Raw genomic sequence first — 20,019 nt, 5'->3', positions numbered from 1 at the left:
CTACTCCCCGCTGACTGTGACGGTGAAATACCCCAACTGGCCATAGGCGATGAAATTACTCTGCCACAGGGCGAACAGTTCGCGAGCTTCCACGCTGGGCAGTGGTCCCCAGCCCTGCAGATAGTGCTCATCACAGGAGAGGTTGAAGTCGAGCTCTTTGCAGAGCTCGGCATCCTGGCCTAGCCCCTGGTAACTGAAGTCGGTGATGTAATCGAATACCCAGCCGTGTAGTCCCCGAATAAGCCGCAGCTCTACCGGATGGACGCCACCCGTTGCGGCGCTGTAGCCGGGGCTGCGAAAGTTAAAAGTCAGGGTCGAGAGGTCGGCGAGACTGAGCTGCTGTTCCCGCACGATGTTGCGCAGCAAGTCAGGTAGCTCGGGCGAAATCGGCAGGGCCATCCCTACCAAGTGAAATGGCATGGTCATCATGGTGTGTCCTTTCGTATCGAATGTGAGACGCGTTAATCCCTGAACCAGCGCCAGGCGCGGTAGAGGCCGTAGGGGGCCGCCAGCGAGGTGGCCGAGCTCCCAAGCAGCGCACCGACTGCTGCGGTCACAGCGGTAGTTGCTGATGGGTTCAGTGCCGTGCTGGTGGCCATGCCAGGCAGGGCCGCAAGGGTAGGCTGACGAGCCACAGAGCGAAGCGCCTGATGTGCGATACACCCCGTGGCAATCAGCTGGTTAATCTGCTTGCTGTAGTGAAAGCCGTCGATACACCAGCGCACGAAGTGCTCACAGTTGTTCAAGAGCGTGCTGTAGTGCGCTTCCCCGAGGCGGGAGTAAGCCCGGTCGATGCTTTCTTCTCGGTTATAGGCCCGCATCCCGTGGTGCTGAACGTGGTAGCCTTGGCGTTGGCAAAACTCAGCCAGTGAGGTGATGGCAACCTGACCTGAGCGTTCACCGGCACTGACACCCCGGTAGTGGATAACCTGATGGTCACCCAGGAACAACCCGTGGTGCTGATAGCCGATACGGGGTGACACGAGGTGGTCCCCCGATTGTGGTAATGGCATGCATGACTCCTTACATGGCAAACGGCATAAAGACCAAAGGCACCGCGAGGGTGCCCTTGATGATGGAAGGTGAGAGATGATTACCCGGCAGGTCAGGATTGCTTGCGCAGTGCCATGGTGCGGCTATCCCAGGCCCAGGTTTCGGCGGGGTTGCCTGGCAGGACCAGCGTGAAGCCGTTGGCGTCATGCTTCAGCTTGCCCAGGTCACTACAGGTGCCGAAGGTGGGAGTGAGCAGGGGAAGTGCATCCGGTCGGATGACGGCCAGCTGATAGAGCACCGGACAGGCGATGCCACCGGAGTTGAGTTCGAGCAACACGGCTTTTCCCTGCGCCAATGGTTGCTCATGATTGATGGTAATGGAATGGTACATGTCAGTACTCAACAGAACCTGTTCGCCATGAGCTACCACGATAGTGCCATCGTCCTGTGGGTTGATGGCAATGTCTGCTGAGGCTGGAGCCGAGAGTGTTGGCTCGAAATAGACACTCCCATTTGAGTATGTTTTCAGCGTGCCGGTTAGCGTGATGTGCTGGGCTACCAAATTCATCAGGTGCGGTTCGTCTGCTTCTTTAGCAAGCAATTCCACCTGCTGTCCCGAGACGGTCTCTACCCAGTACTTTAGGCTGGCATATTGCAACGTGCCTTCGATTTGACTTTGTTTGCTCGACACCACAGTGGGTGCTGACGGGGACAGGGCTGCAAAGGAATAGGGGCAACAAAGTGTGCTGGCCAAAATGATTGTTCTGCTGAGATTGAGGAGCATGTGATATCTCTTGATAGGGGTTAATCGAAGGTGTAGGACGCGTTGCCTTGGTCGGTGATGAACGTGACGTCCTTTAATCGACAAGGGTCTGTCATTGTGAATACGGCACTTTCCATGTAATTAAGCCTGCGTGGTAAGTAGTAGACATTTGCGAATTCCCCGCTACCGAGATTTTTCACCAGCACCTGGCATTGGCTCTGACCGTCATTGACGATGATCTTGCTGATGCGGATCGGGTTGTCGTTAAGCGAGGTGGCTCGAAGCTGCGCTCTCCCAATAGCGGTGTAGTACACATCAAGGTCGAATTCGGGGCTATCGGTGGACTCTGCATTGCAGGCACTCATTGATAGGCCGCAGGCCAGCAGTAAGGGATAAAGCAGTGTGCGATTCATGATGCCTCCTGGGTAAACATGGCAAAGGGATACCTGGCCGACGAAGCAAGCCTGTCGGGTTAACAGTGATTAACGCAATGGGTTAATGGTGGTGCTGGCCGATAGCCAAACACTACTGAAGGGGGATGAGGGTTAGGTCGTGTTGAACTCCTTTCGATGTTGGTGTGAGTATTTGAACGAATTAGATCTATTGAGGTGATCCTCATCGTAAAGGGTCCTTAATGTCAATGGGTCCATGGTCAACCATACGGGTTGACTGGAGGACTTATGACTGACATCAACTTTGAAGAGCTAGCCAAGAGCGTAGGTAAAGCGATAGGACGTCAACGACAGCAGGTGGGGCTGACTCAGGAGCAAGTGGCAGAACACCTGGGGATAGGTATGGAGGCCATCTCTCGGATGGAACGAGGTCTCGTGGTGCCGACAGTGGTGCGATTGGCAGAGCTCGCTCAGCTGTTTGAATGCGAGCTTGCAGACTTTCTGCGTGAAACCAGCAACCGCCCTACCGAGCAAGGTATTGTGCTTAGTCAGCAGTTGGCCAAACTCGATACAGCAGACAGGGCGCTGCTGTTGGAGGTGGTTGATAAACTGGTTGCGCGATTAGCGCCTTAATGGCTCGCAGTGCGCATTGATGACAGACTGATGCCGATAACAGGACCGATAACTTGGGAGGCCGCAATGGCGTTCCCAAGCGGATTTACGGCGATCTGTGCTTGGTGTCTCCTGATGATATCTATCTGAGATTGTATTCAATCGCACTGACTGCGATGATAAGCTCTGTACGGGTACTTATAGCGTAGTAATACATCTAAATTACTTTACTTAGCGTCCTTTACTAAAAGGGCCAGAGTATAAATAAAACAGAGGAATATCTGTGGTTCGCCCTCTTCGCAAAAGCAAACTTGATGGAACCTTGTACTCCCGTCGTGAAATTGTTGAAGCTGAAATTCAAGAGTTGGCAACCGTTAGCCAGGCGGAACTTGAATACAGAACGTCAATTATCTCACCTACCGATCCCTGCTTTGTTTCATCGGAAGCATTAGTGCATCTTGTTCGGAATTTGGAAGAAGGGGGGCATCGAAAGAAGCTAACCGAATTCTTACTCCAACGAGTTTACTGTCGTCTTCCTCGCGCTGAAAATTCAGATGAATCAACCCTCTCACTTACCAAGGCAAACATCCGAGATGATGTTGTAGACCGATTTATCGATCTATTACTTAGTGACAGGTCGTCATACGACGACCGGCTGGACTACTACGAGATCAACTTCAATTCGGCCATCGCGAAAGACCGTGCGGATGCTAGCAATCGCCATTGGAAGCATGAAAATCGGAGTGAAGAGTTATTCACAGATGATGTATCTCTTGCTGCTGGGGCGGCAATCAGCGGCTATGATCCTTTTGACCCTCACGATCTCGATCAAAAATCTTACCGGCTACAGCTCGACAATGCGATTGATGGTCTACCTGAAATCCAAAGAAGAATCATCGAAATGCTCCTTCAAGACATTCCCATCGACTCTCAAGAGCCCTCTGCCGTTACCATAAGCAAAGCGTTGGGCAAGAGTGAGAAGACTATCCGTACACACCGTGACAAGGCCTTTGCAACTCTACGATTGCGCCTTGAACGCAAGGGGAAACAGTGATGACTAAGCGTTCGCCTATTTCTAGCGAAGACGTCATGAGCGCTTTCGCGATGGATTTCGAGCCTAAGACTGACATCCTCAAACACTACCTAGTTGACTACCCCCAGTTTGCTGCCGATCTTGTCGATCTTGCCAGAGAGCTTTCTCGGGAAGTCGACGAGGACCTTCCGCTGAGCGTGCAAGAGCTTGCCGCCATAAGTGCTAAAATGGATCGGCTCTGCGAGTCCACAGTCACGGTGGAAACGCTGCAGACTGCTTCGCCAAAGATCTTCGCTGCCGCAGCCAAAGCTCTCGGATTACCCATACAAGTCGGCGTCGCCATTCGCGAGCGACGAATTGATGTTGCGACGCTGCCAAGCCGGTTCCTCACACGTTTAGCGAACGAGTTACAAACATCAGTAACTGTTGTTCAGTCATTTCTCCTTTTGCCTGCGCAGGCTTCATCAGTTCGTTCAAACAAGTCCGATGACAAACCCGCCTTAGCCGAAAAAGTCCCGCTTGAACGCCTTTTAAGAGAGGCGGGAATGGATGAGGCAAGCATTTCAAAGCAACTGCTCGACGATGAGTTACCATGGACCCAATAGAACTTGCTCGACAGTACGCGAAACAGTTGCATGATGAAGCTGTCCAACACGGCACCGATCCATGGTCTCCTTATCGGTTCGCCGAAGACATAGCGGAGAAGCTGGGCATCTTGGTTGAAAGATGCGTCCCCGGTGCTTCAATCCTCGATGGGGCACGCGCAACGTTTGATGCCGCCTTGCCGCTGATTGTTCATGAGGACTTAGGAACTCCGTTCGAGCAAGCCTTTCTCGTAGCTCATGAAATCGGGCACGCCGTGCTTGGCGACGGTGAGGAAGAGGAAGGGTCAGCATCTCAAATCGATCCAACACGAACCTCTGAGGTCTCGCCAGTTGGGATAGAACGAGTGGTCGATTACAGCCGACGGCAGCGCCGAGAAGTTCAGATGGACCTCTTCGCGAGAGAGTTGCTGTTGCCACGGTCGCGAGTCTTCGACTTGCACGTCACTCAAGGGAAGACCTGTTCGGAGATTGCAAACCGGTTGGGGGCTCCCTTCGAGGTCGTCGCACAGCAAATGCTTGATGCGCTTTTGCTCCCCCCAGTGCCAGTAGTTGCAGCAGAAGCTCCTGTCGAAATTCCACTCAACGAGAAGCAACAAACAGCAGCTAACCATCGCGGGGCCGCGTTCCTTCTCCAAGCAGGACCAGGCACCGGGAAGACCCGTACGCTGGTGGCGCGAGTTGAGAGCTTGTTGGATGAGGGGGTAGATCCAAGACGTATCCTTCTCCTAACCTTCTCGAACAAGGCTGCTGCGGAGATGTCCGAGCGGATTGCGCTGACGCGGCCAGCGGAAGCCGCAGCTCTTTGCATCGGGACCTTCCATAGCTTTGGCTTGGACATCCTCAGACGATTCAACGATCGATGTGGCCTTCCGGTCGATCCCCGCCTAATGGACCGAACCGAAGCAGTAGAACTGCTTGAAAACGAATTTCCTCGGCTAGGTCTGACCCACTATCGCAATCTTTACGATCCATCCCAGACAGCTGCGGATATCCTGACCGCGATCTCACGAGCCAAGGATGAAGTTGTTGATGCGGCGGCCTATCTTGCGCTAGCCAATGCAATGGCTAACGCGGCGAGTAACCCGAGCGAAGTCGAGGCTGCGGAGAAAGCAACAGAAGTCGCCAAGGTCTACGCTTGCTATGAAGAGCTCAAAACACTCGCTCAATGTGTCGACTTTGGCGACCTAGTTATGCGCCCGGTTCAACTACTGGAGAGCGATGAAGCCGTTCGAAGGCAGTTGCAGAGCGACTATGACCACATTCTGGTCGACGAGTATCAGGACGTGAACCACAGTAGCGTTCGGCTTCTTACGACACTGAAGCCGTCAGGTAATAACCTCTGGGTGGTGGGGGACGCCAAGCAGTCAATCTATCGGTTCCGCGGCGCCTCTTCGTTCAACATGGCCCGATTCGGTTGCCAAGATTTCCCTGGAGCGGTACGAGACAGCCTGAAAATCAACTACCGTTCCACCCCTGAAGTTGTCCATGCTTTTTCTGCTTTTGCTGCAGGTATGTCCGCAGCTGATGGAGAAGAGGCCCTTGAGGCGGATAGAGGCCCAAGCGGAACGCTGCCCGAAATCATCACAGTGAACAACGCCCCCCTGCTGACTTCGGCCATCGCTGATGGCATTCAAGAGCTTAGTAAGTCGGGCTATCGGTATCGGGACCAGGCAGTTCTTTGCCGGGGCAACGATCGACTTTCGGAAATTGGACGTGAGCTCGAGCGCGCCGGCATTCCAGTGCTTTTCCTAGGCAGCCTGTTTGAGCGCCCGGAAGTAAAAGACCTTGTCGCGGTGCTATCACTACTTGTGGATCGGCGCGCGATGGGGATGATTCGGACGGCTTGTTGGCCAGAATTCGCCATGAGTTTAGAGGATGTAGTTTGTGTCTTTGAGCATCTACGAGGTACCGACGCGGAACCTAGCGCTTGGCGACTTAGCATTCCAGCTGAACTGACACCTGCTGGTCAGGCTGCTCTTTCTTACCTCAATGCAGCTCTTGCAGGCTTCGGCGCGACCTCCCAACCTTGGACCGTGCTGGCAACCCTTCTGCTCGACCGGACTAGGCATGCTGCCCGCATAGCGTCTTCAGCCTGCGTCTCGAACCAGGCTCAGGGCATCGCAATCTGGCAGTTCATGAACTTCGTTCGGGCGCAGCCTAACGGCCAGGGTCTCCCGATCCAGCAGCTTGCTGACCGCGTGAGGAGACTGCTGCGCCTTCGGGACGATAGAGATTTGAGGCAGCTACCCACGGCAGCCCAGGGGATTGATGCGGTTCGCCTGATGACTATCCATGGCTCGAAAGGGTTGGAATTTCCAGCGGTTCACATTGCCGGCGTCAATAAGGACTCCATCCCAGGGGCACTTCGGGCATCAAAGTGTCCCCCACCCGTAGGCATGGTCGCAGGTGGTCAAGGGAGCGTAGAGGACATTGCACGGGCGGCCCACAACGAAGAGCAGGAGTGCTTGTTCTACGTCGCGATGTCCCGGGCGAAGACACGTCTGGCGTTTTACGGTGCGACCTCAACATCAAATGGGCGTGCCAGGCCGCTATCGCAGTTCCTGGATCGCATTGGTCCAGCTCAACGGCGCGCCGTCACGCCTACTACTGTATTACCTCCTGCCCCGGACGATACGCAAATACCTATCGTCTTCTCGGGAACCCCGCGGTTCAGCTCAGATGCGGTCGCGCTTTACGAGTCGTGTTCACGGCGATTCCTCTACACACACTTGCTTCAGGTGGGTGGCCGGCGCGGCATGAGTTCATTTATGCGTATGCATGAAGCGATTCGTGAGGTCTACCGGAAGATCGTCGCGCAGGGCAGCTCTAGTGGTGAGTGGGAGGACCTGCTTTCTCAGGCCTTCGCAACTCAGGGGCTTCATGAACATGGCTATATCGATGACTACCGTACGATAGCCTCCACCATGCTCCAATATTTCCTGGTATCGAGGGCTGGCGCGCAGGTTGAAGCTCCGACCCCACTGCGAATTGTGCTAGACGGCCACGAGATCGAGGTAACACCGGATGATGTCCTCGTGAAAGACGGAAAGCGGGCCATACGCCGGGTGAGAACTGGCCATGCGCCCAGCCGTGACAGCAAGGACGTTGGTGCAGCTGTATTTGTACTAGCGGCCCAAGCGGAGTTCCCGGGTGCTGAGCTGGAACTGGTCTACCTAGCTGATGCTGAAATCAAGCCATTGAAACTCAGTCCCAAAGAGTTGAGCAATCGCCAAGAAAAATTGGGCGAGATTTTCCGCGGTATCCGAGGCGGCCAGTTCCCAACAAATACTTCGGACGCCACTTGCCCGAACTGCCCGGCCTTTTTCGTGTGTGGCGCAGCCCCCTATGGAACCCTCTTAAAACAATTCTGAAAAAAGTTTACCGGCGGCAGTCGCTGGGTCCGATTAGAGAGTTGAAGGCAGAACAAACTCTGTCGCAACACTTTCGAGGACCATATGAAAAACTCTCCGTTTGACGACGTTGGTGACGCGATCCGTGAGGATCGTCCACTGCGAGAGGCCGACGCCTATCGCATCCGCTTCGGCTTGGAAGGACTGACCTTCCGCAACATCGACGTGCCTGACCCGGTACCCACCGGCCGGCAAATCCTGGACAGCGCGGGGCTCGATCGCCGAAGCGACTATCTACTCTATGCACTTCTCGCCTCGGGCGATTTTGAGGACGTTCGTCTCGACGAGACAGTGGATCTGCGAGGCAAGGGTGCTGAGCGCTTCATTGCGTTCAAGTCCGACCGCGACTTCAAGTTCTCCTTGAACGATCGCCAGATGGCCTGGGGTCACCCGGAGCTGCTGGGCCGCGTCTTGTATGACCTAGCCGAAGCCTCGCCCGAAGAGGCCATCTTCCTGGAAGTACGGGGCGGCGAAGACATCCTCATCGAGCCGGATGACAGGATCAATCTCGACAACCCTGGCATTGAGCGGTTTATCACCGCCAGCAAGCCGCAAAAGAGCTACGTCATCGTGGTCAATGCTGTCGGGGAGATTGTGCCTGACAAGCATGTCACCTTCGAGCAGGTGGTCAAGTTGTCCCATCCAAACGCGCCGGCAGAGACCAACGTCAAGTTCTCGATGACATACCGCAATGCTGCCTCGCACCCCCGCGCTGGTGAACTCGCTGAGGGTGGCTCCGTTGAAGTCAAAAAACAGGGGACAATTTTCAATGTCACACGCACTGTTCAGTCTTAATGCCGATCTGGCCCGGTTGCGTACGGAGGGCTACTTCGTTCGCATTCAGGGGAGTCTCCTAGTCATGCTGGAAGTGCCCTATGTCGACGCTCAATGTCGTGTGCGTACCGGCACGCTGGTGTCCAACCTTGACTTGGCTGGGGATCGGACGCGCAAACCAGAGACACACGTAATCCACTGGGACGGCGACTTCCCCTGCAGCGCGAATGGAACGCCCTTGCCAGGCATTTCCCATGCGTCGCCCAACACCGACCTCGGTTACGGGCTCACCGCAAGGCACAGCTTTTCCAGTAAACCCAATCCGGATGGCTACCCGGACTATTACACTAAGATGGCTACCTACGCGACCATCTTGGCCGGCCCTGCGGCCGTCCTGCAGCCCGGAGTCAGCCCACGGCTGATCCGTGGTGCTGACGATGAGAATGAGCCCAGCGTCTTCAACTATCTCGATACAGCATCCAGCCGGGTAGGCCTGGGCGCGCTATCTAGCAAGCTGGAAGGTGAGGTGGTGGGCATCCTCGGCGCTGGTGGTACCGGTGGGTACATCCTCGATCTGGTCGCGAAAACGCCGGTGAGGGAAATCCGGATCTTCGACGATGACGATTTTCTTTCCCACAACGCGTTCCGCGCGCCCGGGGCTCCATCGCTCGAGGAGTTGCGGGACGCCCCCAAAAAGGTGCACTACCTGAAGGGCATCTATGAACGGATGCATCGCGGGATCGTGGCTCACCCCGTGAAGATGAAAACGGAGACGCTGGGGCTGCTTGACGGCATCACATTTGCGTTCATCAGCATGGACGCGGGTGAGGAAAAGCGGGCCGTGGTGGCGAAACTCGAAGCACTTGGTGTGCCATTCATCGACGTCGGGATGGGGCTTGAACTTAGCAACGGTAGCTTGGGCGGCATTCTGCGGGTGACAACGAGCACGCCGGCGAAACGCGAGCATGTCCACGCAGGGCGAATTTCTTTCGCTGGTGGCGGAGGTCAGGACGTGTACGCATCCAATATCCAGGTGGCCGACCTTAACGCCTTGAATGCTTGTCTCGCAGTCGTGAAGTGGAAAAAGCTATGCGGATTCTATCGAGACCTAGAGAGCGAACATCACAGCACGTACACGACCGATGGGAGCATGCTGCTCAACGGAGATCAAACATGATTCGCTATCAGACTCTGGAACATCGTTTTGTGCGAAATGTTCCACGCGAGTTGGAGCCAGGCATCTTGTATATCTCGATGGACTATGCAACCGCAGTGCACTCATGCTGCTGCGGTTGCGGGGACCGCGTGGTGACCCCATTCACCCCGACCGACTGGCGAATGACGTTCGATGGAGAGTCCATCTCGCTCCAGCCCTCCGTAGGCAACTGGAATCAGAAATGTCGGTCGCATTACATCATTCAGCGAGGACGTGTTTTAGAGTCGGGACCTTGGTCGCAAGGCCAGATAGAGGCGGAACGCTTACGCGACAAAAAAGCCAAAGCAGCACATTACCGTGTCTTGAATGAATCATGTACTGAGTTGTCGAATGCTATTCCTCCCCGAGAACAGTGTTCTCCTGCCCAGTCAATTAGTATCTGGGCTCGACTTAAAGCATGGCTTCAACGCTGACTGTAGATTTAGAGCGATAAGCTTACAATCAGTTTCGAAAGTGCCGAGGGGTATCGTTTAACATTGATTCGGATTAGCCGGTGAATTTCATCCTCTGCTTGAACCGATATGGGAGCACTCCAATCTTGAAGAGCTTACAGCGATGAGACTTATGTAGCATCGCTGTAGCTATTCTTTGGTCTGTACTTGGAAGAAATTCGGGTCGAGGAAAAGGCACTGGTTAGTGCGCTCGTACAGGAGCTGGCTGATCAAGAAAAACAGGTGAGGACTATCGCGTTAGCCCTCTGTTAAACATCACATCGCTCTGCTCGATGGTCCAGTCCATCCCGGCGGCATGTAGCCAGGTATCGAGCGATTGCTGTGCGGGCAATAGATTGCCGAGGCCATGCCAAGGCGTTTGACCGACGTAGGCCATGGTGTCAATAAGGTGAGCCATAGAATATCTCCAATGAAAAAGGGGCTGTTTAAGCAGCCCCGGTTGAGTGTCATGACGATGATATATAGCTGAGATCCTTTTCATTCCGAGCCAAGCTGTGACCCATTCGGCAATTGTGAGCATCAACTGGTAGTACGATATGCGCTTCTGTTTTTTTTAATCTTGGAGGCGTGGTGCTACAGGCAATCCTCAGCAGCAAAGCGGGCCGTATTGGGTTGGAAGGCGAGTCGTTACGTTGGCGCGATGTATTCCAGCGTAGTGAAGATCTGCTTACCGCCACATTTTTTGGCCGCGTTCCCTATCTCTCTAGTAAGGCTCTTTCTGCGTTATTGGCGTTTATGGTTGGGCGGTCAGTTGAGCTGTCCAATTTTGACGAGCTGGAATTATGGCCGTATTTAGAGAACCCCAGTAAAAATAAAGTTGAGCCTGATGTCGTTCTGCATTTCGAACGAGAGCTGTTTGTCATCGAAGTGAAGCCTCCGTTTGGCGGTAGACAGTCTCGTAAACAGTGGCTGGATCAGATTGATGCGGTGCAGCGTGAACAGGCGTATGCCGAGTACAAGAAGGTCTACTTCATCGCGTTAGGCAATGTGGTGCCAACGGTGCTTGAACAATCCGCGTTACCTGAACGGTTTGAGTCCATGGCTGCCTGCGAATGGGAGTCTCTCCGTCACTGGCTTCGGCAGAGTTCGCACTTTTCGACACGCCAAGATAAAGCGATCCTGCGCGATTGGCAGAATGCATTCGAGTTGTACGGCATGGCGCCAATGATCCCGGACTGGCAGCCTATGGTGGATATGTCCAAGTCTATTGACCCCGCTGCAGGTCTCAAACAACTTCAATATTGGCGCGAATACGGAGATAACGGATGGACATAACCCAAGCACAGTCCCTGGTCACCCAAGTCAGGCATGCTCACCACCTGATAGAAGGCTTCTATGAACGGATCCTGCCACAACTGGAAAAGTTGGCCGGTGAAGCTGCTGACGCCAATTTTCGTTACTGGGGGAGCGCGGAGGGGGATGGCGTAGGCAGGGCGACATCCAAGCCTTCAGCTCGTGCTCCCTGGAGTTTCTTGCCGCTCTTTCGGTCTTATTACTGCTATCAACGTGGTCGTGGGTCTGATAATGCTCAGAAAGGAGATATCGCACTCTATTTTCGCTTGAATATTGATGATGCATTCATCGAGGCTACGCCAGAAGCAACGGATTACGACCCTCACACTGGCAGTTCTTCGCTGGAAGTACATTTGTACCGTTTTACTAAGGATGCGTTGTACAGCTGGGATGCGATCGAGGGTAATCACCCCTGGGCTAACCATGACGCTTGGACCGGCCAAGCGCAGGAATACCCAGAGGTCGAGTGTTGCAGTAAACGCGTTGCGTTAGAAACAGCGATCACGGCGCCGGGCCAACTCCATGATTGGATCTCCAACCAATTGGCGCTCGTCTCGCGGTAATAAGGGGGCCACTCTTCTTGGTGGCCCATTAGTCAGGCACTCATGAAGCTATCGAGATCGTCCTCACTTGCAATGATGAGTGCTTCATTAACTCCATACGCTCTGGCCAGTTCGACGCTAGCCAGTAGGAGTTGTTGGTTGGTCTGTATATTGAATGCGGCCTTTGTCAAATCACCCAGTGCGTCAAACTCAGCCATAATGCGTGCCAAAGCCTGTTGCTCAATCTCGCTTAACCGGCTAATAAGGGCTTCTTTTTTGTGATTCATTTCAGCGATCATTTTGTCGCTCATACTTTTGGCAACAGTGACCAGCATCTTTCCTGAGATTGAACCGATAAGAGCGCCGAGCACTGGGATAGGGATGACTGCTTGGCCAGCTACTGTCATTGCGCCTACAACAGCTGCTTCTGCACACACAATCATACCCAGATCGGTGAACTGCTCGATATCAATTTCCCCCCTTTGTAGCGACAGGGTTAGACTTCCAACACCTTTGGCCGCTGTGACCAGAGCGCTGGCAAAAGGAGCTCCCATTCCGGCAAAGTTTGTCAGCGTGTAGATTGCTCCCGCAGACACTCCTCCGATTAGAGCACCATTGGCCGTACCCATACCAAGCTCTTGCCAATCGTTCTTTGTGAGCTCCCCCTTGAAAATATTCCTTCCTTCACGGTATTTCTTGTAGATCCCTGTACCCAAAGTCACCACGCCAGCTACTGCGGCTCCTATCATTGCAGCATTCGCCGCGCCTTGGAGTGATGGCCGGTGGTCATCAATAATCTCGGTTTTCTTTTGCTGATTTTGATCCGCAAGTTCCTGATCATACTTATCCAGCGTGTCATCAATCCGCCCTAGTTGCACGTCATGGTAATCGGATACTCCAGGGCGGACTAGATCATCAAACGAGCGTCCAGTAGCCTGCTCCATGGCCACGACTTTTTCTTGGATTGCCCTGATAGATTTTTCATTCAAGTCATCAACTGACTTGCCATCCAGAACATCACGAATAGTTTTCCAGTGGTCTTTTGGTATGTGGTAAATCTCATCCGTGCGGCCAAATTCTGGGTACTTGTCGAGATGCCTGAGGATATGTTCGAGGTTGTCTTTGGCGCCGTTTATGAATTTCGACTGTACAGCAATGTTATCAGCCATGTAGTCCACAGGGGCTGTGCGACCAACCCCCTCGAACGTAGCCTTAAGCAATGACTCGTCTTGCAGTCGTTCCTCAATAGCTTGGCGAGCATTGCGCACCCCCACCTCGACCTGCTCGGCAATTTCACCATGCTTAGTGGACATCGAACCAAGAATGCCACTGGGATTGGCAATGAAATCACGTACCTTCTGCATCTGATCATTAGCCACTTCAAAAGCAATGTCCTGTGCGCTAAGTTGGACATTCATGGCTTGTTCGTTCATCTGATTGAGTTGATCAACAGCAATACCGATGATTTGATCCTTCACTGGTTCAGCATGCTTCACTACCATTACTTAACCTTTTTATTGATTAGCTGAGACAGCGAGTTGATGTGATTGATCAGGGAGGCCAATTGTTGTTTTTGGCCAGGAGCAAAGTCTTTGTAGTCGTGAGGGGCAGTCTTGCTTAGCACGTCGATAATGCTTTCCGTACCGTGATAATGCTCTGAGGTAAGCGAAACCATTTTTTTAACTGTGGTCTGGACAACATTGAGCTCACTACATTGTGCAAGTAGTTTACGCTCTTCGCTTCGAGTATCTTCGATAATCTTGCTGTTTTTGTTACGAGCGAGTAACGCGCCGCCAGCAATGCCAGCCGCACCTATCCCCACCCCAGTGGCCCAGCAAGTGCCAGCAGTGCTCCGCCAGCAGACATACCACCACCACCTGCTGCAAGGGCGCCACCTCCCAACCAAGCCAGAGCCGCGTTAGTTGCCGCCGCACCGCTTAGCGTTGCGATAGCAGTTCCTGTAGATGCTGTACCAAATGTAGTTGCCACGGCCAAAGCAGCTGTGGGTGCAAATGCTGCGAAGCCAGCACCTGCTGCAATCCCAACAGCGGCAGTACCCTTACCAACATGTGATTTGTTATATTCCATCTCAAGCTTTTCGACGACATCATCAAACTCAACGATTTCAGCTTTAAATTCTGTGAATGATTTATCGAATTCGATGGGAGTATTCTTCATTCTGTTGATATAACTCTCTACTCGAGTCATCAACTCTTTACTGCATTTGGCACGCCACTCATAGAGAGAAGTGATCTCTCGCTGGGCCAGCACAACGTAGGCTTTGCAGCGCTTTTCAGCAGTTTCAAGATCTTGCAGTGCTTTTTTCCGCTCAGCGTTTAGGAACATGTAATCACCATTGTTATTAACCATTGTTAAAGCCGTCCAACTTACCCAGTCGACACTCATATCCAGATTATTGAATCTCATTCGGTAATAGGGTGCGAAACATCACATTCCCACCATTCTCAGTGCAATCTGAATCCAAGATTCCTTGAAGGCTGTATCAGTTGGCTAACTGAATAGCCCCAGCTCCATAGCTCATGCTCCGTGACCTCCCCCCGCGAGAACGGGCTGTCGGTCTCTCCATGCGGCCAAAGGAGCGACGGCCTGCGGGTAATACCGCCAATATCTGCTCATCAGGTTTGGTCAGATAACCCAGCGCGCTCAGTAGTAGGGCCTGTTTGTCGGTATCAGCGTAATGCACCATCCCTATCCCATCGGTCCCCCACTCCTGGTACTGGATTCGACGGCCATTGCAGTTGTAATAGTTCCCCTGTCCATCGGTGATGGTCTCCCACTGCTCTCCCAGCGCTTTACCCAATGAGACATCCTGCTGATGCTCTGCTCCGTTGAAGATAAACGTGAGGTGGAAATGGAAACGCCGGTCTATACCGTATTCTATTTTCCAGATATACCCCACCAGATGTTTGAATTGCCGCAGTATTTCGCTCAGGTAATGACGCAAGTCATGGGTGGTGTTATTCACCGTTAATCGAGGGTAGTGAGCCTCTCGATACCCGATATCCAAACGAATGAATAATAGTTTGGCATGTTGAGAAAATAGACTGTTGATATAGGTTGCTATGCTATGCTGCGCTGATTGCGTTTCTCAACACGTCGTAAGTTGTTGAGCCGCTTACGGTGCGGCTGGCGCTTGGACGCGCTTAGGAAGGCTCCCAGAGCGTTATTGATCGCATCGGCCAGCTTATGGGTCGTCTGGCTATCGAGAGAGGGCATCCTAGCGAGGTGTAACTTGGGCACTGCTCGCATATGTGTCAGGAATAGCTCGATGGTAGGGTGGGCGGAGGATATCTCGGGGTGACAGTAGAAATAATCACGCATGGTCTCCAATACGCTAAAGAGACAAGTCGATAATGAGTGGTCTAGGCAATCTATATGCAACTCGCGGGCAGAGGTATATGCCACGATAACGACTGGGAAAGTCGTATGCTGGAGTTTGCGTGATAGGGGCAGGATATCCAAGAGTCTAACGGTATTAAACATGATGGCCTCGCTTAGGCAGAGTTATCCCTACGCTGTGTGATTGGCACACGCGTATAGAGGGGATGTAATTAGTAGGATGGCATTCGCTATGCAGGCTGCATGACCACCACGTTACGTGGTGTAGTGGTATACGGGAGTAGCATGAGGATACTGAGATATCCATGGTGTTGGGTGGTAATGCGTGGAGTACGTAGTGGGTATGGAAATACTGAGGTAGTGATAATGTATAGAAGTGATATTAAATAATATATAAACCCAAACTCGCTAAGCCTCGACATTCGTGCCAAGAATGAAAATAAAATATAAGAAGAAATAGCGTATTTGAACGAGTCATCAGCTATAAAACAGCTCGAACGATAACGGGAAGTTAAGGAGCCTGATGGCGACTAAAAATTAATAACTCAGGACTGGCTTCGAAGAATAAGCCAACTGTCTACGTCATGTTCAAACCAGCCTATAGATGACTGGCCTATCTTAAACGGTTTGGGGAATGTCTCGTCATAGCGAGGGGACTTGGGATTCATCCAGTCGTATATGGTGGAACGAGCCATGCCAATTTTAGCGATGAGGTCTTTGATGCGTAGGACTTTGATAGCAGTGCTCATGGTGTACTCCTGATGACGTGGTTCATGGTTGTTTCATCAGAAGGGTGAGCCAGTTAAAATAAACAGATTTCGATTGGTATGACTCTATCCACACTTTAATTCCAGTGCGTCCACAGCTATTAACTTACCCCCTAAAGCACGCGATCTGTCCTAGGAATAATTGTGGATGAAGAGATCGGATAACCCCCTGCTAAGCAATGGTCGTCCTTATCAAACCAGCCTAGACGGCTCTTAGATGCCGATAGATAGCAAAAAATGTGTTAGTGGTGTCTTTCCTTGGGAGGGGGGGACAATATCACATACCTTTTTACTGCAATTTTAGTGAATTTTCATTGCTTTTCGATTGGTTTTTATGTACATGGCTTATGAGATTTATCTACGTGGTAGTTAAGATATGAGTGATGATGAAATTAGATTTACTAGTATGAAGGATGTTGCGTTGGTACTTGATGAGGAATCTTCTTTCGAGCCGATAGCTCATGCTGTCATTGAGGAAAAAAATACTGAGGCCAAACAGGAAGGTAAGGAGGCATTAACTGATGATAGAGAATACAAGAGAAATAAACAGGAATTTGAAATAACTAACATGTTAAAACACAGCAATAACACAGTGTTTACTGTTAAATTCCCAAGATATGATCGAAGACAAATGGCACTAATTAAACGTGTGTTGTCTAGTTCCTATTCTCGCAATGTTATGACCAGTAATGACTATAATTAAAACAGAAAATATATTGTTGAATTTTTCAATGAGGTTAAAAATTCTAGACGTGTTCGAACAACATTTCGAAGCGAAGTGGAACGGCTTTTACGTCGCAGCATCCCGGAAGACATATCGCAGTCAGATTATATTGAGTTAATCAATGCGTTATGTGAAAATTATTTAATAGAAGAACATGATATTAGCCAGTTTGTTAATAATGAAAATAGAAAAGCTAACTTTGTCTGGACAATGCTAAGAGTGATTCGAACCCGAAATATTTCCAGTGATGCAAACGAGAGAGATATACTTGCCCGTATAAAACAAGAAAGAGAATTTAATGCGTTTTTCAGGCGAATAGATTTACGTCAACAAGGTCCTATTGAATCATCTTTAAACGAGCGAAGTGATCCGAGTGAACTAAAAAATGGTGCAGCATCAATTACGGATATAGTTGAAAGCATAACAAGTCAGTTTGATGGATTGCTGTGGGATGTTGAAAGGCAAAAAACATTATTATCTGCAATAAAAATAAAATGGGACATCATCAGCAATGATAAAAGAATGGTGAAGTGGATTGAAAGCAATAGAACTATATTAGAATGGGCTTGGCGCTATATCGTCATTCATTTCTTTAATGGACGAGCCCCAGTGTGGGCCGTAGATGTAGGTGAAAATAATTATGATTAAGCGATCATAACAACTTTTGATGTAATTGATGATAACGCCAAAGAGCTTCTGCTTGATAAAGTAAAACTGTATGGCCGACAATATAAAGCCAGGCCCAATCTAAAAAACAAATCATCATCGTATTATTTATCCGAAGATGCTAGAAATAAATTAACTTTACTATCCGAAAGGCTAGGAAAAAACAAAAGTGAAACCATTGAGTTTTTTATTATTACTGCGCTTGAGCAAGAATTTAATTGAAAAGTAGAATTCAACGTAACGTTCAATAACCAATGCCAGCTATCGGCTGGGTGTATAGATCTAGTTATCACCTGACACCGGCCTCAAACCGGTGTCTTGCTTACGCTACGTTATCGCGTACTTCCTTCGGTATCAATTTCAGCCCCTTCTTGAACATGCTGTAGGGCGTCTGCCCTTCCATCATTCTGCCCTGAAGAGGCCGCTTGGTGTTGTACTGCTCCAGATAGCTATCCAGGTCTGCCTGCATCTGCTCCACCGACTCATACCAGGTTGTTCGCTCTTTGATGCGGAAGTGTTCATCAAGCAGGGTGCGATGCAGCCGTTCGATAAAGCCGTTGCTCTGTAGCCTGCGTACTTTGGTTGTCCGGTGTTCAATCCCCTCCAGTTGCAGGAACAACTCATAGGGTAGCCGTTCACCGAGAGTGGCTTGACAGGAAAAAGAGACGATCATCTCTTGATCCTCCTTTGCCTGTTGCTTGATCCCGCCCGTGTTGCATGCCCGCTGACATGACCAAGAAACAGTCGACACCGGCAGTGCCACCATTGACTCTCGAGCAGGCCCACGAGTTGATACATAAGCTGCTGGACCCTATCACCGAGTTGGAGGGCCGCCTCAACCAGCACAGCGGCAACTCCTCCAAGCCGCCCTCCAGTGATGGTCCTGACAGCACACCACCGGCCAGGCCGCGTCCGGCTTCCGGTAAAAAACGTGGGGCCCAACCTGGCCACAAGGGGCAACGGCGTGAGCGTCATTCGCACGATGCTCGTCTGTCCGTGGAGGCTTATTACCCGGCACCGGAGTGCCCCTGCTGTGGGGGCAAGGTGCTGGCTCATGACAAACCCTATCGAGCGCATCAGGTGTTTGACTTGCCAGAGGTAAGCTACTTCGTTACCGAACACCAACTGTTTCGTGCCACCTGTACCTGGTGCATTCACACCGTAGATGCGGCGCTGCCTGACGCGGTCAGCGACATCCAGATGGGCCCGAACCTACTCAGTTATATCACTCTGCAAAGTGGTCAGTTCCATCAGAGCGTTACCCAGATACAGCAGCAGTTGAAGCAACACTTTTGTCTGGGTTTTAGTCGCAGGGCTATCAGCGAAGCACAAGGGCGGGTCAGTGCCATGCTGACGCCTACTCACCAGGCCATCAAGCAGCAGGTCCAGTCGGCCTCACTCATCCATGCCGACGAGACCCGTCATCAACGGGGTGGCGAGCGGCGCGGGATGTGGATGGCACTGAGCAAAATTGCGGTCTGCTTCATGACCGCTTACGGCCCTGGTATCGACGCTGCCAAGCGCCTGCTGGGGTCGGAGCTGGCCGGCGTACTGGTGACGGACCAGTATGCAGGCTACCGATTTGTCGGCGCGAGTCAGCGCCAGCTTTGTTGGGCGTATGTGCTGCGCCATGTGGCCTCCATAGCCCAAAGTGGTGAGCAGGTTAATCAGTCCGTTGGAGCCAGGTTGGTGCTGCTGGCCAACAGTGTCTTTCGGGTTCGCCATCGCTATGAGCATGGCTCCTTGAGCAAGGATCGCTATCTGCACCGGCTCGGGCGCTATCGAGGGAGTTGGTTAAAGACGTTAGAGCAAGGAGCCATGCTGTGCTCAAAGCTCTATCGGGGGCGTTGCGAGTGGCTCATCAAGGATGACGAGATGCTGTGGCGGTTTATGAATGATGACGATATTCCGCTGACGAATAATGAGGCAGAGCGAGCGCTGCGTGGCTATGTGCTGTGGCGCAAAGGGAGCTACGGCGTGTGTTCACATCGCGGGGAGCTGTTTCGTCAGCGCATCCTGGCGTTGGTGGAGACGGCCAAACGCCAGGGGCGTTGTCCCCAGGAGTGGCTGCGCGCCATCGTCCGAGCCTGCATAGATAAAACGGATTACCCCATCCCAGCCGAATTGTGTGCGTCAAGCTCCTGCCGGTGAACGGTTACCTCATAGGGATGATGGTCAGGTCGCCCGCAGAACTCGCGCCCGTTGTCCGACAGGATGGTATAGACCCGTACCTCATGGGCTTCGAAGAACGGCAGCACCGTTTCATTGAGTACATGAACCGAGGTCACCGATAGCTTGCTGGTGTAGAGTCGCCCCCAGGCGTGGCGGCTCTAGCAGTCCAGCACGGTTTGCAGATAGACCTTGCCAACCCCCTCAGAAGCTGTTTGAGCATTGGTTTAGCAAGGTGTGCTCATCGG

General features: G+C 52.0%; 21 protein-coding genes and 2 pseudogenes. 12 read left to right on the top strand and 11 right to left on the bottom strand.

Annotation, left to right across the window (positions count from 1 at the left end):
- The 4 genes from M2367_RS08635 to M2367_RS08620 all read right to left on the bottom strand — a co-directional run bounded on the left by M2367_RS08635 (nt 1) and on the right by M2367_RS08620 (nt 2,169).
- Nucleotides 1-426 (bottom strand): DUF2787 domain-containing protein, encoded by a 426-nt coding sequence (locus M2367_RS08635; RefSeq protein ID WP_259236578.1) that lies wholly within the window; start codon nt 424-426, stop codon nt 1-3.
- A gap of 35 nt (nt 427-461) precedes the next feature.
- A complete protein-coding gene (locus M2367_RS08630; protein ID WP_259236439.1) occupies nt 462-1,013 on the bottom strand; it encodes a lecithin retinol acyltransferase family protein in 552 nt (183 codons plus the stop codon).
- Between the two features lie 92 nt (nt 1,014-1,105).
- A complete protein-coding gene (locus M2367_RS08625) occupies nt 1,106-1,777 on the bottom strand; it encodes a hypothetical protein (RefSeq protein WP_224432400.1) in 672 nt (223 codons plus the stop codon).
- 20 nt (nt 1,778-1,797) lie between these two features.
- Nucleotides 1,798-2,169 (bottom strand): hypothetical protein, encoded by a 372-nt coding sequence (locus M2367_RS08620; protein WP_077097907.1) that lies wholly within the window; start codon nt 2,167-2,169, stop codon nt 1,798-1,800.
- Between the two features lie 267 nt (nt 2,170-2,436).
- Here M2367_RS08620 and M2367_RS08615 point away from each other — a divergent pair, with 267 nt between their 5' ends.
- The 9 genes from M2367_RS08615 to M2367_RS08580 all read left to right on the top strand — a co-directional run bounded on the left by M2367_RS08615 (nt 2,437) and on the right by M2367_RS08580 (nt 12,106).
- Nucleotides 2,437-2,781, top strand: coding sequence for a helix-turn-helix domain-containing protein (locus M2367_RS08615; RefSeq protein ID WP_259236438.1), 345 nt, complete (start codon nt 2,437-2,439; stop codon nt 2,779-2,781).
- Between the two features lie 262 nt (nt 2,782-3,043).
- On the top strand, nt 3,044-3,814 hold the full coding sequence (locus M2367_RS08610) for an RNA polymerase sigma factor (protein ID WP_259236437.1): 771 nt from the start codon (nt 3,044-3,046) through the stop codon (nt 3,812-3,814).
- Nucleotides 3,814-4,398, top strand: a complete 585-nt coding sequence (locus tag M2367_RS08605; RefSeq protein ID WP_259236436.1) for a hypothetical protein — start codon at nt 3,814-3,816, stop codon at nt 4,396-4,398. Before M2367_RS08610 ends, M2367_RS08605 begins: the two co-directional genes overlap by 1 nt.
- Nucleotides 4,386-7,769, top strand: a complete 3,384-nt coding sequence (locus tag M2367_RS08600) for a UvrD-helicase domain-containing protein (protein WP_259236435.1) — start codon at nt 4,386-4,388, stop codon at nt 7,767-7,769. Before M2367_RS08605 ends, M2367_RS08600 begins: the two co-directional genes overlap by 13 nt.
- Nucleotides 7,770-7,853: 84 nt before the next feature.
- Nucleotides 7,854-8,603, top strand: coding sequence for a multiubiquitin domain-containing protein (locus tag M2367_RS08595; protein ID WP_259236434.1), 750 nt, complete (start codon nt 7,854-7,856; stop codon nt 8,601-8,603).
- Nucleotides 8,578-9,759, top strand: coding sequence for a ThiF family adenylyltransferase (locus M2367_RS08590; protein WP_034165690.1), 1,182 nt, complete (start codon nt 8,578-8,580; stop codon nt 9,757-9,759). The genes M2367_RS08595 and M2367_RS08590 overlap by 26 nt, the downstream gene beginning before the upstream one ends.
- Complete coding sequence (locus tag M2367_RS20485; protein ID WP_404972863.1) at nt 9,672-10,211, top strand: DUF6527 family protein; 540 nt, start codon at nt 9,672-9,674, stop codon at nt 10,209-10,211. The genes M2367_RS08590 and M2367_RS20485 overlap by 88 nt, the downstream gene beginning before the upstream one ends.
- Before the next feature lie 609 nt (nt 10,212-10,820).
- Entirely contained in the window at nt 10,821-11,525 is a 705-nt protein-coding gene (locus M2367_RS08585) for a hypothetical protein (protein WP_259236433.1), read from the top strand.
- Nucleotides 11,516-12,106 carry a hypothetical protein gene (locus M2367_RS08580; protein WP_259236432.1) on the top strand — a complete coding sequence of 197 codons (591 nt, stop codon included), beginning with the start codon at nt 11,516-11,518 and terminating at the stop codon, nt 12,104-12,106. Before M2367_RS08585 ends, M2367_RS08580 begins: the two co-directional genes overlap by 10 nt.
- 32 nt (nt 12,107-12,138) lie before the next feature.
- Here the strand turns inward: M2367_RS08580 and M2367_RS08575 are convergent, their stop codons facing one another.
- From M2367_RS08575 to M2367_RS08555, 5 genes are all read right to left on the bottom strand, one after another.
- The gene (locus M2367_RS08575) at nt 12,139-13,587 is read right to left on the bottom strand and encodes a hypothetical protein (protein ID WP_259236431.1); all 1,449 of its coding nucleotides are present in this window, start codon (nt 13,585-13,587) and stop codon (nt 12,139-12,141) included.
- The gene (locus tag M2367_RS08570) at nt 13,587-13,907 is read right to left on the bottom strand and encodes a hypothetical protein (protein WP_259236430.1); all 321 of its coding nucleotides are present in this window, start codon (nt 13,905-13,907) and stop codon (nt 13,587-13,589) included. The genes M2367_RS08575 and M2367_RS08570 overlap by 1 nt, the downstream gene beginning before the upstream one ends.
- The gene (locus M2367_RS08565) at nt 13,898-14,491 is read right to left on the bottom strand and encodes a hypothetical protein (protein ID WP_259236429.1); all 594 of its coding nucleotides are present in this window, start codon (nt 14,489-14,491) and stop codon (nt 13,898-13,900) included. The genes M2367_RS08570 and M2367_RS08565 overlap by 10 nt, the downstream gene beginning before the upstream one ends.
- Nucleotides 14,492-14,588: 97 nt before the next feature.
- Nucleotides 14,589-15,113, bottom strand: coding sequence for an inovirus Gp2 family protein (locus tag M2367_RS08560; protein WP_259236428.1), 525 nt, complete (start codon nt 15,111-15,113; stop codon nt 14,589-14,591).
- Between the two features lie 877 nt (nt 15,114-15,990).
- Complete coding sequence (locus M2367_RS08555) at nt 15,991-16,194, bottom strand: AlpA family transcriptional regulator (protein WP_259236427.1); 204 nt, start codon at nt 16,192-16,194, stop codon at nt 15,991-15,993.
- A 394-nt stretch (nt 16,195-16,588) separates the two neighbouring features.
- Between M2367_RS08555 and M2367_RS08550 the strand changes: the two genes are divergently transcribed.
- Together M2367_RS08550 and M2367_RS08545 are read left to right on the top strand one after the other, a co-directional pair.
- A complete protein-coding gene (locus M2367_RS08550; RefSeq protein WP_259236426.1) occupies nt 16,589-16,915 on the top strand; it encodes a hypothetical protein in 327 nt (108 codons plus the stop codon).
- A gap of 75 nt (nt 16,916-16,990) precedes the next feature.
- The gene (locus M2367_RS08545; RefSeq protein WP_259236425.1) at nt 16,991-17,584 is read left to right on the top strand and encodes a hypothetical protein; all 594 of its coding nucleotides are present in this window, start codon (nt 16,991-16,993) and stop codon (nt 17,582-17,584) included.
- Between the two features lie 340 nt (nt 17,585-17,924).
- Here M2367_RS08545 and M2367_RS08540 read toward each other — a convergent pair.
- Nucleotides 17,925-18,230 (bottom strand): annotated as a pseudogene (locus M2367_RS08540) (integrase core domain-containing protein); the annotation flags it as partial.
- A 101-nt stretch (nt 18,231-18,331) separates the two neighbouring features.
- Here M2367_RS08540 and tnpC point away from each other — a divergent pair.
- Nucleotides 18,332-19,753 (top strand): IS66 family transposase, encoded by a 1,422-nt coding sequence (gene tnpC / locus M2367_RS08535; RefSeq protein WP_259236424.1) that lies wholly within the window; start codon nt 18,332-18,334, stop codon nt 19,751-19,753.
- Here the strand turns inward: tnpC and M2367_RS08530 are convergent.
- A pseudogene (locus tag M2367_RS08530) lies at nt 19,735-19,983 on the bottom strand (IS481 family transposase); the annotation flags it as partial. The gene tnpC and the pseudogene M2367_RS08530 overlap by 19 nt on opposite strands.
- Nucleotides 19,984-20,019 lie beyond the last annotated feature (36 nt).

Source organism: Aeromonas sp. BIGb0445 (assembly GCF_024809075.1).
Classification (GTDB): domain Bacteria; phylum Pseudomonadota; class Gammaproteobacteria; order Enterobacterales; family Aeromonadaceae; genus Aeromonas; species Aeromonas rivuli.
The sequence above is the reverse complement of the archived record's forward strand: the minus strand, read 5'-3'. Positions and strand labels throughout refer to the sequence as shown.